The organism is Microvirga antarctica (genome assembly GCF_017921815.1).
In the GTDB taxonomy this organism is placed as follows: domain Bacteria; phylum Pseudomonadota; class Alphaproteobacteria; order Rhizobiales; family Beijerinckiaceae; genus Microvirga; species Microvirga antarctica.
The window spans coordinates 217,094-233,577 of record NZ_JAGEMM010000003.1 but is presented as its reverse complement, the minus strand read 5'-3'; the positions used below and the strand labels follow the sequence as shown (position 1 = coordinate 233,577).

Below are 16,484 nucleotides of genomic sequence, written 5' to 3'. Positions count from 1 at the left end.
CCGTCTCCGGCATCGGGACCCAATCGTACCATGACGCGACCGTCCTTCTTTGGTCTGATCCTGATCGCCCCGGCGCTGGCGATGATCGCCGCGCTGTTTCTCTACCCGCTTGGCTTCTCGCTGGTATCGGCCTTCACGGTGCCGGGCGGCGGCTTTTCGCTGACGCATTTCGAGAAGGCCATCGATCTCTATTCGACCGATATTCTCTTCACGCTCTTCATCGTCATCCTGTCGACCCTGCTCACAGCCGCGATTTCGATTGCGATCGCGGGAGCGCTGACACTCGGCGAAACGCCGTGGCTGATCGCCTCCTTGCGGTTTCTCTATCGCTGGCCGCTGTTCATCCCGTTCATCGTCGCGGCCCAGTGCATGCGGACGTTTCTGGCCAAGAACGGCCTGATGAACAACTCGCTGGTCGCCATGGGCGTGCTCGAACCGCTTCAGACGACGAGCTTTCTGGATTGGCGCGGTATCGTCATCACCTTCGTGTGGAAACAGGTGCCGTTCGTGACCCTGATGCTCGCCGGCGCGATGGCCTCCATCGACCGGGCGACGATCGAGGCGGGGCGCAATCTGGGGGCGTCGCGCCTGCGCGTGCTGTTCGAGATCGTCCTGCCGCAGGTGACGCAGACCCTCCTCGTGGGTCTCGTCCTGTCGTTCGTGACCATGCTGTCGGTGCTGTCGGTGCCCATGATGGTGGCCGGATCGCAGCCCACCATGATGACGGTCGACATGGCGTTCCGCATCAACTCCTATGGGGATTACGCGACCGCCAATGCGCTCGGCGTGATCTCCTACGCCATCGCGGGCGCCGTCGCCTGGATCTATCTGCGCCACAACGTGAAGCGCGAGGTCGGCGCATGACGACCGATCATCCCCTCACCGCCCCTCGCGTCGCCGGAGCGATTCCGGCGTTCAGGAAACTCCCTCAAACGCGCGCGCGGGCGCCCTCGGCGTCAAGCGTCCGCTGGGGCGGCTATCTGGGCACGATCCTGAAGGGCCTCGGCCTTGCGGTCTTCGCCTTCATGCTGTTCGGGCCGCTTGCCAACCTTGCCCTGTGGTCGGTGGCGGAGCGCTGGTACACGCCCTTCAAGCTGCCGGTGACCTATGGGCTTCGCTATTGGGAGGTGGTCTTCCGGCCGACCGGCGACGCCATGTCGTCCCTGGCGACCAGCGTCAGCATTGCGTGCCTGACGGTGGTGGTGGCGCTCGCTGTCTCGGTGCCGGCGGGTTATGCGCTCGCGCGGCTGAAACTGCCCCTCCGCACGCTGCTGATGATCGTCTTCCTGCTGCCGCAGGCCTTTCCGTCGGTGGCGATCTACATCAACGTCGCGCGGGTGTTCTACACCTTGGGATTGACCGGCACGATTCCCGGCGTCGTGCTTGTTCATGCGGCCCATGGTCTGGTCTATTCGGTGTGGATTGCAGCCGCGGCCTTCGCGGCGGTCGACCGGGATCTCGAACTGGCGGCGCGCAATATCGGCGCTTCGCCGCTGCGCACGTTCTTCACCATCACCCTGCCGCTGGCGGCCCCCGGCATCATGGCGAGCGCCATCTTCGTGTTTCTCGAATCGCTCGACGAGTTCACCGGCACCTTCTTCGTCGGCGTGCCGCAGGTCACGACGCTGCCGCTGCTGCTCTACAATGCCAGCATGGGCGGCAATTATCAGATCGCGTCGATCACCGCGTTGATTCTGCTGGTGCCCTCGGTGCTGTTCATGCTGTTCATCGAACGTTTCCTGAAGGCCGACGTGCTCAGCAAGGTCGGCCAGTAGCGGCCTCTCCTCTCACAAGGCCGCCGGATCGAGCGTGAACAGCTCCTGCGCGCGGCCAACGCCCCGCAGGGCGAAGCGGCCGAGCGAAACGAGATTCTGGCGCTGATCGAGGGGCGTCGCGGCCACGAAGTCGGACGAGATGGCGACGCCGCGATCAACCGAGCGGCACATGGAAGCGATGCGACTGACCTCGTTGACGGCAGGGCCCACCACCGTGAAATCGAGCCGGTCCTCGCTGCCGATATTGCCGTAGAACACATCGCCGATATGCAGGCCGAGATAGACCGAGGTGACCGGCCGCTCTTCGGCGTTGCGGCGGGCGTTGAGGGTGGTGATGTCGCGGCGCAGGTTGCGGTGCGCTTCGAGCGCGCAGCGGCACGCATCGCCCGGATCGTCGGCCTTGAAGATGGCGAGAATGCCGTCGCCGATAAGCTTCAGCACATCACCACCTGCCGCATGGATCGCCGAGATCACCGCATCCGCGTAATCGTTCAAGAGCGGGATCACCTCGCCGGGCGCCGCCGCATCCGTGATGGCCGTATAGCCGCGCAGATCCGAGAACCACAGAACCGCGCTGATGCGATCGGCAACGCCGCGCGAGATGCGTCCGCTGAGCACCCGCTGGCCGGCATCCCGGCCAAGATAGACCTGCACCAGGGTCTGGGCAATCCGCGCCAGCGACGCGCATTTGATCGCCAGCGCGAGCTTGGGCACGAGATCCCGCAGGGCCGCCAGATCCGGCTCTTTGAAGCCACCCGGCTCTGCGGTCAGCCAGTGGGAGTAGAAGCAATCCATTTCGCCGATGACGCCGTCGCTGGCGAACCGGTGCACGAGGGCCAGGTAGGCGGAATAGCCTTCCTCGCTGAAGGTGCCGAGGTTGGAGAATTGCAGCGGCGCGCCCGGCGTCAGGGCGCAATGGAACTCGTCAGCGCCCGTGGTGAGGAGGTGATAGAAGACGCTGCGCTGCCAGTTCGCCGCGGCCTCGCCCTCGTTGGTCCGCCCGTATTCCACCACGGCGTCTTCGGTCACGTCGTCGCTGCGCCACCGGAAGGCGCGGCCCTCATAGGTGGGATGAAGCGTGTCGATCAGCGTGATGGCCCGCGTCAGGTGGAGGCCTGCTGACTGACATTTCGTGCAGAACCCTTGCAGCAGCTCGGTTTCCGACGCGCCGGAGAGGCCGCGTTGGATGATCCAGGCGGCGATGTGATCGATGTCGTTTTTATCCATCCGGCCATTCTGGGCCAGCACAGGCAAAAATCCACCCCTTGATAGGAGCTAACGGAAATCCCGGGTCTTGATCTTGATGCCGCTGCCGAGGCGCAGATCCGGAATGTAGATCTCCCGCGCCTTGCGGCCCAGTGCGGGGCCATCGCGCGGATCGGGCCCGCCGCCGCGCTTGGCCTCGTCGCCCCGACCATGCCGCAAGGGAAAAGGCTCCTGCCGGTCACCGACGGATTTCAGGGATTCCGAGAAATCGATCATGTGTTCGGAAACCACGTGGATCACGTCCTTGGTCCGCTGAACCTGCCCCCGGCAGGCAATCATGCCGGCCGACAGGATCAGGCGCCGCTGCTTTTCGAACCGGGACGGCCAGACGATGAGATTGGCGATGTCGGTCTCGTCCTCGATGGTGATGAACATCACGCCTTTGGCCGAACCCGGTTTCTGCCGCACCAGCACGAGGCCCGCCACCGTCACCCGCTGGCCGTGGCGGGCCGAGCGCAGGTCGGCGCAGCGCAGGATGCGGCGCTCATCGAGATCGTGCCGCAGGAAGGCGACCGGATGTTGACGCAGCGTGAGGCCCTTGGAGCGGTAATCCTCCACCACCTCGCGACCGGTCGTCATGGGGGTGAGGGCAACCGCCGGCTCCACCGATTCCGGCACCCGCTGCTCGTCGCGATCATCCGCGGCTGCAAAAAGCGGCAGGGGTTTGTCGCCCAGGCCCTTGACCTGCCACAGGGCATCGCGGCGATTGAGGCCGAGGGACCCATAGGCATCGGCCTCGGCCAGGCGCTCGAGAGCCGCCACCGCGACCCCCGCCCGCCGCCAGAGATCCTCGACGGATTCGAACGGTGCGATGCCCCGGGCGGCAACGATCCGCTCGCCTTCCGCACCGGCCAGGCCCTTGGCCATCCGCAATCCCAGCCTGACCGCAAGGGAGCCGTGATGCTCCTCGAGGGTGCAGTCCCATTGCGAGCGGTTGATGTCGACCGGTCGGATGGCGACCCCGTGCTGCCTTGCGTCGCGCACCAATTGGGCAGGCGCGTAGAAGCCCATCGGCTGGGCATTGAGCAACGCGCAGCAGAACACATCTGGATGGTGGCATTTCATCCATGACGACGCATAGGCGATGAGCGCGAACGACGCCGCGTGACTTTCCGGAAACCCATAGGAGCCGAAGCCTTCGAGCTGTTTGAAGATGCGCTCTGCGAAGGCCTGTTCGTAGCCGCGCTCGCGCATGCCATCGATGAGCTTGCGCTGGAATTTCGACACGTCGCCCTTGAACTTGAAAGTCGCCATGGAGCGCCGCAGCTGGTCAGCCTCGGAGGCCGTAAACCCCGCGCATTCGATCGCCACGCGCATCGCCTGTTCCTGGAACAGCGGCACGCCGAGCGTCTTGCCCAGCACCCGTTCCAGCTCCGGGGTCGGATAGGAAACCGTCTCGCGGCCTTCCCGTCGGCGGATATAGGGATGCACCATGTCGCCCTGGATCGGCCCCGGCCGCACGATGGCGACTTCGATGACCAGATCGTAGAACTGGGTCGGCTTCATGCGCGGCAGCATGGCCATTTGCGCGCGGCTTTCGATCTGGAACACGCCCACCGTGTCGGCCTTGCAGATCATCGCGTAGGTGGGGCCGTCCTTGGGGGGGATCGACGCCATGTCGTGCGACAGGCCCTTATGCGCCTTCAGCAGATCGAAGGCGCGGCGCATGCAGCCGAGCATGCCGAGCCCAAGCACATCGACCTTCATGAATTTCAGGGTTTCGATGTCGTTCTTGTCCCATTCGATCACCTGCCGGTTTTCCATGGCGGCCGGCTCGATGGGCACGAGATCGTCGAGACGGTCCTGCGTCAGCACAAAACCGCCCGGATGCTGCGACAGGTGACGCGGCGCGCCAATCAGGGCGCGCGCCAGATCGAGGGTGAGGCGCAGGCGCGGATCGTCGAGATTGAGGTTGAGATCCTTGACCTCCCGTTCGCTGACCCCCTCGGTGCTCCATCCCCAGACGAGGCCTGAGAGAGCTCCGGTGACATCCTCCGGCACGCCCAGAACCTTGCCGACCTCGCGCACCGCGCCCCGCGCCCGGTAGCAGCTCACCACCGCCGTCAGGGCCGAGCGCTGGCGGCCGTAGGTGTCGTAGATCCACTGAATGACCTCTTCGCGCCGCTCATGCTCGAAATCCACGTCGATATCGGGCGGTTCGTTACGTTCCTGCGAGATGAACCGTTCGAAGAGAAGCTCGGTGCGCACCGGATCGATGGAGGTGATGCGCAACACGTAGCAGACCGCCGAATTGGCCGCCGACCCCCGCCCCTGACACAGGATTCCCCGGCCCCGCGCAAACGTCACGATGGCATGGACGGTGAGGAAATAGGGTGCGTATTTCAGGCTCTCGATCAGCCGCAATTCGTGCCGCAATTGCGCCGTGACGGCATCCGGAACACCCTCCGCATAGCGATCCCGCGCGCCCGCCCAGGTCAGGCGCTCCAGTTTCTGCTGCGCGCTCTCACCCGCTTCCGTTTCGGACGGATATTGGTAGGCCAGCTCATCGAGGGAAAAGCAGCAGCGCCGCACGATTTCGTCCGTTCGCGCGACCGCCTCGGGATGCCGCTCGAACAGCCGCGCCATCTCCATTCCATCCTTGAGAAACCGGTCGGCATGGCGTTCCAGGCGGAAGCCTGCGGCATCGATGGTGCAGCCCTGTCGAATGCACGTCACCACGTCCTGCAACAGACGCCGATCCGGATGGTGGTAGAGAATGTCGCCCATTGCCACCGTGCGCACGCGGGCGGCCTGCGCTGCCTGTTCCACATGCCAGAGACGCAGATGCTCGTCCGCGCCGAACCGCCGGACCAGCGCCAGATAGGCGCGGTCGCCGAAGGTGGCCTTCAGCCGGGACAGATTGCGGGCAAGCGTGTCGTTCGCCTCGTCGCCCAGCAGCACGCCAAGAAGGCCCTCGCTCCAGGCCACCACATCGTCCCAGGAAAGGTCGCATTTGCCCTTCCCGGCCCTGCCCTTGCCAAGACTCAACAGCCGGCACAGACGCGCATAGGCGGCACGATCGGTGGGATAGACCAGGAGCGACGTGCCATCCACGAGATCGAGCCTGCAGCCGACCACGAGGCGCAGGCCGGTTTCCTTCGCGGCCTCGAAAGCCTTGACGATTCCCGCCAGCGAATTGCGGTCGGTGATGCCCAGGGCCTTCAGGCCAAGCTGCTTGGCCTGCTCGAACAATTCGCGCGGGCTCGAGGCTCCGCGCAGAAACGAATAATGGGTCGTGACCTGAAGTTCGGCGTAGCTCATGCGAAAATTCCATGCAGCCACCAGCGCGCCGATTGATCGGCCGGGGCATCGCGGAAAATCCAGAACCGCGCGCCCTTCTCGTCTTCCACCCGATAATAATCGCGCAGCAGAAAATCGTCCTGCGCCCCGCGCCACCATTCGCCGGTGATGCGTTCCGGGCCGTCGGCCTTGATGACCCGGTGGCGCACGCGCCGCCAGACGAAGAAGGCGGGCGGATGATCGGGCAGCAGCGCGGTTGCGGTGACCCGCTCCGGATATTCCAGCAGCCGCGTCGGCCGCGACAGGGTGGCGGGCCAAGCCTGCCCGGTGAGGGGCGCAAGCGCGGAAATTCGCTTCACCGAGCGCTCCGGAATGTGGCTTTCGACAGGCTCCAGCCGATAGATGCGTTTCGGCCCGAGGCGTGCGCCGAGGCGATCCACCAGCCGGCTGAGATCCACCGGCGATCCCTCGGCAATCCCCATATCCTGGGCCTCGACCTGATCGGCGCTCAGGGGCTCCACCTGGCTCGCCACGAGCTGGGCGGCCTCGATGCCGAAACCCGGATCGACGGTCTCCAGGCGTTCGTCGAAGAGTTTGGCCAGATGCGGCGCATCCCGCGTCGCCCGGGCGGTCCCGACCCGCAGGGCCACGTTATGCCGGTCGATCCGCTCGAAGATCAGATCGAGCCGGCGCACGCCGCGATCCTGTTCGGCGAGGTCCTGGCACAGGGCCGCGGCCAGCCGATGGAGCACATCCTTGAGATCGGCGAGCTGCCCGATCGGTTCGGCAAAGACCAGACGCCGGGCCGGTGTCTCTTTGGGCACCAGCGGATTGAGCGGCTCGAAGGCATGGCCGTGCAACTGGTCAAGACGAAGCCCGACCTCCTTGCCGAACCGGCGTGTCATGGGAGCGCGGGGCATCGCGGCCAATTGCCGGATCTGTTCGATTCCCAACCGGTTCAGGCCCTCGAGGATCGAATCGGCCAGGCGCAGGCCCGCCACCGGCAGATCGGCGACAGCCGCTATCGTGCGCTCGGACGACACGACGGCGTGGGACCCGTAGCGTGCCATGGCCCAGGCGGCCCCCGGCGTGTCGGCGACGCTGGCGCGCGCATGAATGCCCTGGGCGGACAGCCTGCGGATCAGGTCGGCCAGCAGCTTCTGCTCGCCGCCGAAGAGCGCGGAGGATCCGGCGATGTCGATCCAGATTCCGTCCGGCGGATCGGGGGCCACGACGGGCGAATAGCCGATGCACCAGCGCGCCAGCTCGACCAGGGCCGCCGCGTCCTGATCCGGCAGGGCCGTGGCGATGTGGAGATTGGGCACGAGGGCCTGGCTGTGCGCCACGGTCTGCCCGACCCGCAACCCGAGGGCATGGGCTGCGTGATCGGCCGCGCCGACGAGACGGCGCGAGCCTTGCGTGATGACGGTGACCAGCGGCTCACCCGGCGGCGGCGCGGCGCCTTGGCGCCTGATCCGGTCGGTCGGCCAGGTCGGCAGGTAGAGCGAGACGACCCTTCGCATCGCAGGCCTCGAGAATCCAGGAGTACGGTTCACCGCCGCGGCAGCGCAGAAGGTCCACATGCCAGCGGGCACGTCCCAGGCCCGGGGCCGGCGGCGCCTGCGAGATGAAGGGCGAGATCTGCCAGCGCGTGACGGCGGCGGTGGGCAGACCGGTCAGATCCCGCTCGGCCATCGTCCACCAGCGCCGCAGGGCAAAAACCGGAACGCCCGATGTCTCGGCGGCCAGTTGAAGACGACGCGAGGCGGTCAGACCCAGCCGGGTCACTTCGCCGATCACCGCGCCCAGCCCCTTCTCACGAAGGCCCTCTTCCATGGCCGGCAGAATGTCCGGCTCGCGAAAGGTCTCCGCATAGATCACCCGGTCCGGGTGCAACCCTGCATTCACCAGGCCCGGCGCAAACAGATCGCGCCGGTTCAGGCACCATAGGATCGGCCCCTTGAGGCGGGCCGCGATCCCTGCCGTAAAAAGCGTGGCCGAACCGGAGAATTCCGCTGCCGGCCCCCCTTCGGTGATCTCATGCAGGGCCCCCCGCGGCAGCCCGCCCCCGGGAAGCCGCCGATCGAGAGCCTTCACGCCGAAGGACAGCGTTTCCCGCTGGCGAAAATCTCCATCCAGCCGCCTGATTTCCTGCCGCAAGGCGGCAAAAACGTCCTTCTGCCCGGCACGCATGGACCTTGCCCAACTCATTTTCATTCATGATGTTCTTATTTTGTTCTTTAGGGATTGGAGAGTCAACCGGAGTCTTGGAGCCTATTGGACGTTTGCCTGCTCCGGCTCAGGCCGGCAGTTGGGACGCGCCGTCCCTGTCCCTTGAATCGCTCCTGTATCGCTCCTGAATCGCTTTTGGACCGCAGCGCCGACCCGCCAGCCTGCGCGTCATTGTTCACGCGCCCTTCAGGAACCTCCGCCTAATGTCGCGGCTTGCTAGGATGTTTGCCGATGATTTCGGTTTTCTCGTTCGATCGCGGTCACGCTTCGGCACGGCTCGAGGCCGCATGCCTTGAGGCGTTCGACGCGTCTGCGCAGACATGGGAGCGCGACGCAGCCGCCCGCTTTCGCCGGACCGAGGCGGGCGCTGCCTATCGGTTCGGCCATGGCGCCCTGCGTCTGGCTCTCCGCGAAGCCACCAGAACATCTCCGACCCTGTCGTTGGACAGCACCGGCAAGCCCTTCTGCGTCGACGGCCCCGCTTTCAACATGAGCCACGCCGGCCCCTTGACGGTCATCGCCGTCTCGGCGCGGGCGCATGTGGGAATCGATGTGGCGATCTTGGAATCGGACGATCAGGCGTCGCCGCTCTCCATCGCCGTGACGGATGAGGAAATGCCGCTCCTGCCGCATCTGGCACACGATCCTCGCGAGGCCGAAATCGTCCTCTGGAGCCTCAAGGAGGCGGCCTTGAAGCTGACCGGCGAGGTCATGATCTCGCCGCAGGACATCGCGGTTTACCGCAAGGGCGACGTTTTCGCGGTGCGGGCCTCGCGCTCGGGACGCGGGCCGTTCCCCCATGTCTGCGTCCGCCTCAAACCGTGGCTGAACCATTCCGTTGTGGCGCTGGCCGCCTACGAGGCCGTGCCGGATTTCAACGTGACCGAATGGCAGGATCAAACCTTTTGCAATGACGAAATGCTAAGTGCGTTCGCACGAACCTTGGACTAAAAGCGACCCTGTTTCACCCCAACGCCGATATGGCTCCCCCATGAACAATCCGCTTCGCGGTCCCGACCGCCCCGATCTCCTGCGCGAAGACACGCTCGTCGACCTCTTCGACGCCAGCGTCCTCGCGAATCCGGGCAACACCGCCATCATCGACGGGAACATCCGACTGACCTACGCGACCCTCGACGAGGCGGCGCGGCGGCTGGAAAACGGGCTGGTGGCCAAGGGCATCGGACCGGGCGACGTGGTCGGCCTGTGGATGCCGCGAGGCTGGGAACTGCTGGTCACCCAGGTGGCGATCGCGCGTTCGGGCGCAGCCTGGCTCCCGTTCGATTCCGAGGCGCCCATCGATCGGATCGCGACCTGCCTGGAAGACGTTCAGGCCAAAGCCCTCCTGGTTCCGGACGAGTGGCGCCCACAGGCAACGGCCGGCGTCACGGTTCTGACGCCACAATCGCTTCTGGCCGAGGAGGCACCGCCGGCCCCGACTGCCCGCGAGCGGGGGCTCACGGCCGATCACACCGCCTATGTGATCTACACCTCGGGTTCGACCGGACGTCCCAAAGGCATCCGCATCACCCATCGCAACATCTGCCATTTCCTGCGCAGCGCCAATGCGCTCTACGGGATTCAGGGCGATGACGTGATGTTCCAGGGCAGCTCGGTGGCGTTCGACCTGTCGATGGAAGAGATCTGGATTCCCTATCTGGCCGGCGCGAGCCTCTGGGTTGCCGGAAAGGACCTCCTGAGCGACACGGATATGCTCGCCGCCGCCATGCGGGAGGCCGGTATCACGGTCATCGACACCGTGCCGACCCTGCTCGGCATGCTGGGCGACGATGTGCCGTCGCTGCGCCTTGTCATCCTCGGGGGCGAGGCCTGCCCGCCCGCGCTAGTCAATAAATTCGCCAAGCCGGGCCGTCGCCTCTTCAACAGCTATGGGCCGACCGAGGCGACCGTGGTGGCAACCGCCGCCGAACTGACAGCCGGCGACGCGATCACCATCGGCACGCCGATTGCCAATTACACGTGCTACGTCGTCGACGATTCCCTCAAGCTCGTCGAACCCGGCGCGGTCGGCGAATTGCTCATCGGCGGCCCCGGCATTGCGACCGGCTATGTGGGCAGGCCGGATCTGACGGCCGAGAAGTTCGTTCCCAACCCGTTCTCAACCGGGGGCCTCGATCCCGTCCTGTATCGCTCGGGCGATGCCGTCACGATCGATGCGGCGGGACAGATCCTGTTCCAGGGGCGGATCGACGACCAGGTCAAGATCCGCGGATTCCGCGTTGAACTGGGCGAGATCGAGACCGTTCTCGCCACCCTGCCGGGCATCGCCCAGGCGGCGGTCGCCCTGCGCAACGACGACGGGCTCGACCGGTTGGTGGCCTTCCTGATCCCCGAGCCCGGGATCCTGCCGGATTCGCCCCAGCTCCGGCTCGCGCTGCGCGAGCGGCTGCCCGCCTACATGGTTCCGGCCCATTTCGAAACCGTCACCGCCTTTCCGCGCCTTGCCGCATCCGGCAAGATCGACCGGAAGGCGCTGAGGATCGCCCCGCTCACCGCGGCCCTGCCGTCGTTCGAGCAGGATGAGCCCGAAACCGCCACCGAGGCCGCCCTCCTCGAGGCGGCAAGGAAGATCTTCCCCGATCAGGCGGTTCCGCTGACCGCAGACTTCTTCCTCGATCTCGGCGGCCATTCCCTCCTTGCCGCCCGCTTTGTCTCCCTTGTCCGCACCGTGCCGCATCTGGGCGCCATCACGCTCCCGGACGTCTATACGGGCCGCACCTTGCGGGGCATCGCTTCGATCGTCGAGATGAAGCTGCGCTCGCACGATGCGGCCGCGCAGGGCACCTTCGAACCACCGCCGCGCATGCGCCGGTTCCTGTGCGGCCTCGCGCAGACGGCCGCCATGCCAATGCTCCTGACGCTGATGTCGGCCCCGTGGCTGTGCATCTTCATCGGCTATTCGCTGATCTCGGGCGAAGACGCCTCGATGGTGCGCGACATGGCGGTGGTGTTTGGCGCCTACATGGCCGTCAACGTGTTCACCACGGCCTTCGCGGTGGTGGCCAAATGGGCCATCATCGGCCGGATCAAGCCCGGCCGTTACCCGCTCTGGGGCACCTACTATTACCGTCTCTGGCTCGTGCAGCGGATCCTCAGCCTTGTCCACATCAAGTGGTTCCAGGGCTCGCCCGCCATCCGCATCTATCTGCGGCTGCTGGGCGCCAAGGTTGGCCGTGAGGCGCTGATCGCCGAAATCGACGCGGGCGCCATCGATCTCGTGACCATCGGCGACCATGCCAGCGTCGGCGGCAAGGTGACGATCGCCAATGCGCGCGTCGTCGGCCAGGAGCTGATCATCGGCCCGGTCACGATCGACAACGACGCCTGCATCGGCACGTCCTGCGTCATCGAGAACGATGTCTTCATCGGCGAAGGCGCGGAACTCGCCGACCTGACCTCCCTGCGCGCCGGGACGCGCGTGGATCCCTGGCATGCCCTTCGCGGATCGCCGGGAACATTCGTGCGGGTGCTCGATCCCCATCATCTGCCAAAGGCAGCCGAAGCAGGCCCCGTACGCAAGTTCGCCCTGACGGTCTTCTACGTGGTCATGCTGATCCTCGCACCGCCCATCGCGCTGATCCCCATCGTGCCGGCCTTCGACCTGATGGAGAAGGTCGACTCGTTCATCAATCCGCTGATCGGCATCAATTACCTCTTTTACATGCCGGCCCTGGCGCTTCCCGCCGCAGCCGTCATGATCTTCGCCACGGTGCTGCTGATCGCGGCCATCCGCTGGCTCCTGCTGCCCCGCCTGCGCCCCGGCGTCTACTCCGTCTACAGCGGCCTCTATGCGCGCAAGTGGATGGTGTCGCTCGCGACCGAAGTCATGCTCGAAGTGTTGTCGTCGCTGTTTGCGACCGTCTACATGCGCGCGTGGTACCGTCTCATGGGTGCCAAGATCGGCAAGGGATCCGAGATCTCGACCAATCTCGCAGGACGTTTCGACCTGATCGACATCGGCGACCAGAATTTCGTGGCCGACGACGTGGTGCTGGGCGACGAAGAAATGCGGCGCGGCTGGATGACGCTCGGCAAGGTCACCACCGGCTCGCGGGTGTTCATCGGCAACGACGCCGTCGTGCCCCTCGGCAGCGCGCTGGCGTCCGGTGCTCTCATCGGCGTCAAGTCGCAGCCTCCGGCAGGCGGCCAGGTCGGCTCGGACGAGACCTGGTTCGGCTCTCCGCCGATCCAGCTTCCGGTCCGGCAGCGCTTCGCCTCGGCCGCGACCGATACCTACGAGCCCTCCCGCTGGCTGAAGCTCGGCCGTGCCCTGTTCGAAGCCTTCAACATCACCCTTCCGACCGCCCTGTTCATCACCTTTGCGACGATGGCCATGGAGGTGCTGGCACCGTCGGTTCTCGACGGGCGCTGGGGCACGGCGCTGGCGTTGTGCGTCGTGGCAAGCGTCGTGATCGCCGTCGTGCAGCTCTTCGTGGCGGTCGGCTACAAATGGCTTCTCATGGGCGTCTACCGTCCGACCATGCACCCCATGTGGTCGTGGTGGGCCCTCAAGACCGAGGCCGTCGCCGTCATGTATTGGGGCATGGCCGGCAAGGCGATCCTCGAGCCTTTCAGGGGCACGCCGTTTCTGCCCTGGGCGCTTCGCCTGTTCGGCGCCAAGACCGGCAAGGGTGTGTTCATGGACACGGCCGACATCACCGAATTCGACTGCGTGACCATCGGCGACTACTCGGCCATCAACTCCAATGCCTGCCTGCAGACCCACCTTTATGAAGACCGCCTGATGAAGGTCGGTCGGATCGAACTCGGTGAAAGCGTGACGGTGGGCTCCGGCTCGACGGTTCTCTACGACACCTCGCTCGGCCGGCTCTCGAGCCTCGGGCCGCTGACACTGGTGATGAAGGGTGAGTCGATCCCGGCCGGCAGCGACTGGTGGGGGTCGCCCGCCCAGGTTCCGACGCAGGCGCCGATTCTCTCCCCGGAAGGCGCTGCCGCCTGACATTCCCGGGCTGGCCGCGCGCCAGCCCGTCAGAGACGCGGTTGCGTGGCCGCTGCTGTCTCGCACGACAACAGAGCACCACGCAGATCAACGACCGTCACGACTGGATCGCCTCGCCTCACGGAGCGTAGGTGACAGACCACTGCACATCGACCCCATAGTGGAAATCGTCATCAGTCGTCGAGACGGGGCAATCCATCGTAAAGCCAACCAGGACGGGCACATTCTCGGAAAGTCGCCCTGTGGGCAGCGGGAGGGTCCGGTCTCCCTGGGCTCCCTCATCAGCCTCTAACACACCATCATGTTCGACGCCCCAGGACTGGACGGAAACCTCCGCCTCCTCGGGCGATACGGCCGTCAGCGGGCCCACATGGGCAAAGCCGACCGTGTAGGGGCGATCCGTCTCGTTCCAGTCATCGATGTCCTGCGTTGGCAGATGAAAGTCGGGCCGCACGAGAACCGGGTTGTTGAACGCCCCGGTATAGATGCGAAACCAGAACTCGCCCTCGCCCTCGCTGAAGGGATCACCGTCGTTGTAGATGTGGATCGTCGGAAACACGACGGTGAGCTGGCGGCGCAACGTGACTAAATCCCACTGTCTCAGGTCCCAGTTGCCGAACCTGTCGGTCACCATCGTCACGGCGAAGTAGCCGTTGCCCGGGAGCAGCGGCTTGATCTCGACCACATGGTTCGTCGAGAGGCCGAGGGGCGCCGTCGGTGCCCCATCGGGCTCGACGGGATGGGGGAGGCCATCGGCATCGATGAGCGGTGCCTTGCGCGATGCGCCGATCATCACGATCTCGGTCGGTCGGTTCGTGGCGACCTGATGGGCGTACCAGGTTCCGCCGAAGGCGCGGTTCTCATCGGTGATGAGCGCTGCGGCACGCGGTTTCAGGAACAGGCAATAGACCGTCAAAATCAGCGTTCGAAACTCTTTGCCCGTGCCGGGCCGCTGCTGCTGCGTAAAGAGCCCAACCTCATATTTCTGGCCGGGCGTCAGGGTAATCGGATAGCTCGCCGCGCGATCGGCCTCATCACCAAGCCCAGTGCGAAACTGGGGATCGATCAACGCCCACGCGCCGACCGTCGACCCGCTGGAAAAGCGCTCCCAGAGCTCGTCGTCGAGGTTCTTCTCGTAGCTGATGGTCGTCGTCGCATCGGTCGCACCCGCTCCAATGTCGACAAACAGGATATCCGGTTTGGCAGCAAGTGTGCCCATGGCAACCTCCAGCAAGGTGTTTCATCGCTCACCGGCTGCTTGCTCCAGCGGCCCCGTCGGTTCAGGCCGCCGCTTGCAGCCTGGGGAGAAAGCCGGTCGCAAAGGTCGCGGCCAGCGGGAGCCGGGTCCGTCGCTCTCTCCGGTGACAGGGGGAGACGGACCGCAGCTTCATCATACCGGTCCTGGCGGCCGCCCGCAGTTGCCCCTTCGGACCATGTCCGATATCGTCAAGATCGGCGTCCGGACCCCTTGCCATACCCCTGTCGGCTGGCCGCGCGGAGCGTGCCGGCCCGCTTTGGCAGAACTTACGCAGCCATCGGTTTCACGTTCTGATTCAGGCGGAACCGGTTCTGTGGATCGTAGCGCCGCTTGATCTCCGCCAGGCGCCGATAATTCGGCCCGTAGGCGGTCTCGACCCGGTCATGCTCGTCTTCCGGCATGAAATTGATGTAGGCGGTGGCGGCCGCATAGGGCTGGGCCCTCTCGAACACGTCCCGTGCCCAGCCAATGCCGGCGCTGTCCATCGCCGGCTCACGCCAACGGGAATGCACATTCATGACGAAATGCGAATGGCGCTGGGGGAAGGCGGTCGCCTCGACAGCCACCCGGCCCGCAGCCCCACCCACATGCCCGATGAAGATCTCGCATTCCGGCCCCGGCAAGGCGCGGATGGCGTCCAGGAGGATGCCGATCGTCGCGTCGGAGAGCGCCAAGAAATCGAGGCTCTTCCAGTAGTTCCGGGCGCCGGGCGTGAGCAAGGGATCGAAGGCCTGCTGCCATCCTGTGAAGGGAGTGGGGCCAACCACATCGGCAATCGGCGTGCCGATCGCGCGCAGGCGCGCGGTGGCCGCCTCGCCGGCCGCCAGGTCGCCGCAATAGCACATCGCCAGCACGATGACCGGCTTCCCGTGCCATTCCGGCGGAAGAAACGGCAGCGGTGGGGCCTCGCGCATCACCGCCCAGCAAGTCAGCTCATCCGGGGCCGTTTCGAGGGCCTCGCGGTATTGCCGGAGAACCGTCTCTGCCGCATCGAACGGATGCACCACGAGCCCGGCAAGGACCTGCGGTCCGATGGGGTGCAGCGTGAAGACAAACGACGTCACGATTCCGAAATTGCCGCCCCCGCCGCGGAGCGCCCAGAACAGCTCTGGGTTTTCCGTGTCGCTGGCGCGCACCCGCTCGCCCTCGGCCGTCACGACGTCCGCCGCCACGAGGTTGTCGATCGTCAGTCCACATTTACGCGTGATCCAGCCGAAGCCCCCGCCCAGCGTCAATCCAGCTATGCCCGTCGTCGAGTTGATCCCCGTTGGAAGGGCGAGGCCGAACAATTGGGTTTCCCTATCGACATCCGCCAAGGTCGCGCCGGGCTCGACGACAGCGCGCTCGGCACCGGCATCCACCCGCACCGATGTCATCTGCGACAGGTCTATCATGAGACCGCCATCGCACACGCAACTGCCCGCGATGTTGTGACCGCCGCCCCTGACCGCCACCAGCAGGCCGTTATCCCGGGCGAACTGCACGGCGTGGACGACGTCATCGGCGTTGGCGCATTGAACGATCAAGGCGGGCCGGCGATCGATCATCGCGTTCCAGATGACGCGGGCCTCGTCGTAAGACGGGTCGCCTGCTGTCAGCACCTTGCCGTGCAAGCGCGCCGAAAGCGCCGCGATCGCCGCGTCGTCCACCGTCGTCTGTCCAGCCTGCAGGGTCACGAAAGTCACATCCGTCATGGTCGGCTCCTCCCGGTATAGGTGATGAAGCTGCCCCC

At 65.6% G+C, this 16,484-nt stretch carries 10 protein-coding genes; 4 read left to right on the top strand and 6 right to left on the bottom strand.

What is annotated here, in order from left to right:
- Positions 1-30: 30 nt before the first annotated feature.
- Positions 31-864 (top strand): ABC transporter permease, encoded by an 834-nt coding sequence (locus tag J4G32_RS12235; RefSeq protein WP_210493285.1) that lies wholly within the window; start codon positions 31-33, stop codon positions 862-864.
- Positions 861-1,775 carry an ABC transporter permease gene (locus J4G32_RS12230; RefSeq protein WP_210493282.1) on the top strand — a complete coding sequence of 305 codons (915 nt, stop codon included), beginning with the start codon at positions 861-863 and terminating at the stop codon, positions 1,773-1,775. The genes J4G32_RS12235 and J4G32_RS12230 overlap by 4 nt, the downstream gene beginning before the upstream one ends.
- 12 nt (positions 1,776-1,787) lie before the next feature.
- On the opposite strand, the gene J4G32_RS12225 is transcribed toward J4G32_RS12230, so the two are convergent.
- From J4G32_RS12225 to J4G32_RS12210, 4 genes are read right to left on the bottom strand one after another with little or no spacing between them, the layout of a single operon-like run.
- Positions 1,788-3,002: an adenylate/guanylate cyclase domain-containing protein gene (locus J4G32_RS12225; protein ID WP_210493277.1), complete on the bottom strand. Its 1,215-nt coding sequence runs from the start codon at positions 3,000-3,002 to the stop codon at positions 1,788-1,790.
- A 48-nt stretch (positions 3,003-3,050) separates the two neighbouring features.
- The gene (locus J4G32_RS12220) at positions 3,051-6,302 is read right to left on the bottom strand and encodes an error-prone DNA polymerase (protein WP_210493272.1); all 3,252 of its coding nucleotides are present in this window, start codon (positions 6,300-6,302) and stop codon (positions 3,051-3,053) included.
- Positions 6,299-7,804 carry a DUF6504 family protein gene (locus J4G32_RS12215; protein WP_210493267.1) on the bottom strand — a complete coding sequence of 502 codons (1,506 nt, stop codon included), beginning with the start codon at positions 7,802-7,804 and terminating at the stop codon, positions 6,299-6,301. Before J4G32_RS12215 ends, J4G32_RS12220 begins: the two co-directional genes overlap by 4 nt.
- Positions 7,722-8,498, bottom strand: coding sequence for an ImuA family protein (locus J4G32_RS12210; RefSeq protein WP_246505015.1), 777 nt, complete (start codon positions 8,496-8,498; stop codon positions 7,722-7,724). The genes J4G32_RS12215 and J4G32_RS12210 overlap by 83 nt, the downstream gene beginning before the upstream one ends.
- Before the next feature lie 246 nt (positions 8,499-8,744).
- Between J4G32_RS12210 and J4G32_RS12205 the strand changes: the two genes are divergently transcribed.
- Together J4G32_RS12205 and J4G32_RS12200 are read left to right on the top strand one after the other, a co-directional pair.
- Positions 8,745-9,464, top strand: coding sequence for a 4'-phosphopantetheinyl transferase family protein (locus J4G32_RS12205; RefSeq protein ID WP_210493264.1), 720 nt, complete (start codon positions 8,745-8,747; stop codon positions 9,462-9,464).
- 40 nt (positions 9,465-9,504) lie between these two features.
- Positions 9,505-13,494: a Pls/PosA family non-ribosomal peptide synthetase gene (locus tag J4G32_RS12200; RefSeq protein ID WP_210493262.1), complete on the top strand. Its 3,990-nt coding sequence runs from the start codon at positions 9,505-9,507 to the stop codon at positions 13,492-13,494.
- A gap of 118 nt (positions 13,495-13,612) precedes the next feature.
- Here J4G32_RS12200 and J4G32_RS12195 read toward each other — a convergent pair whose 3' ends face one another.
- The gene (locus J4G32_RS12195) at positions 13,613-14,713 is read right to left on the bottom strand and encodes a hypothetical protein (protein WP_210493256.1); all 1,101 of its coding nucleotides are present in this window, start codon (positions 14,711-14,713) and stop codon (positions 13,613-13,615) included.
- A 305-nt stretch (positions 14,714-15,018) separates the two neighbouring features.
- Positions 15,019-16,446 (bottom strand): FAD-binding oxidoreductase, encoded by a 1,428-nt coding sequence (locus J4G32_RS12190; RefSeq protein WP_210493252.1) that lies wholly within the window; start codon positions 16,444-16,446, stop codon positions 15,019-15,021.
- Positions 16,447-16,484: the final 38 nt, after the last annotated feature.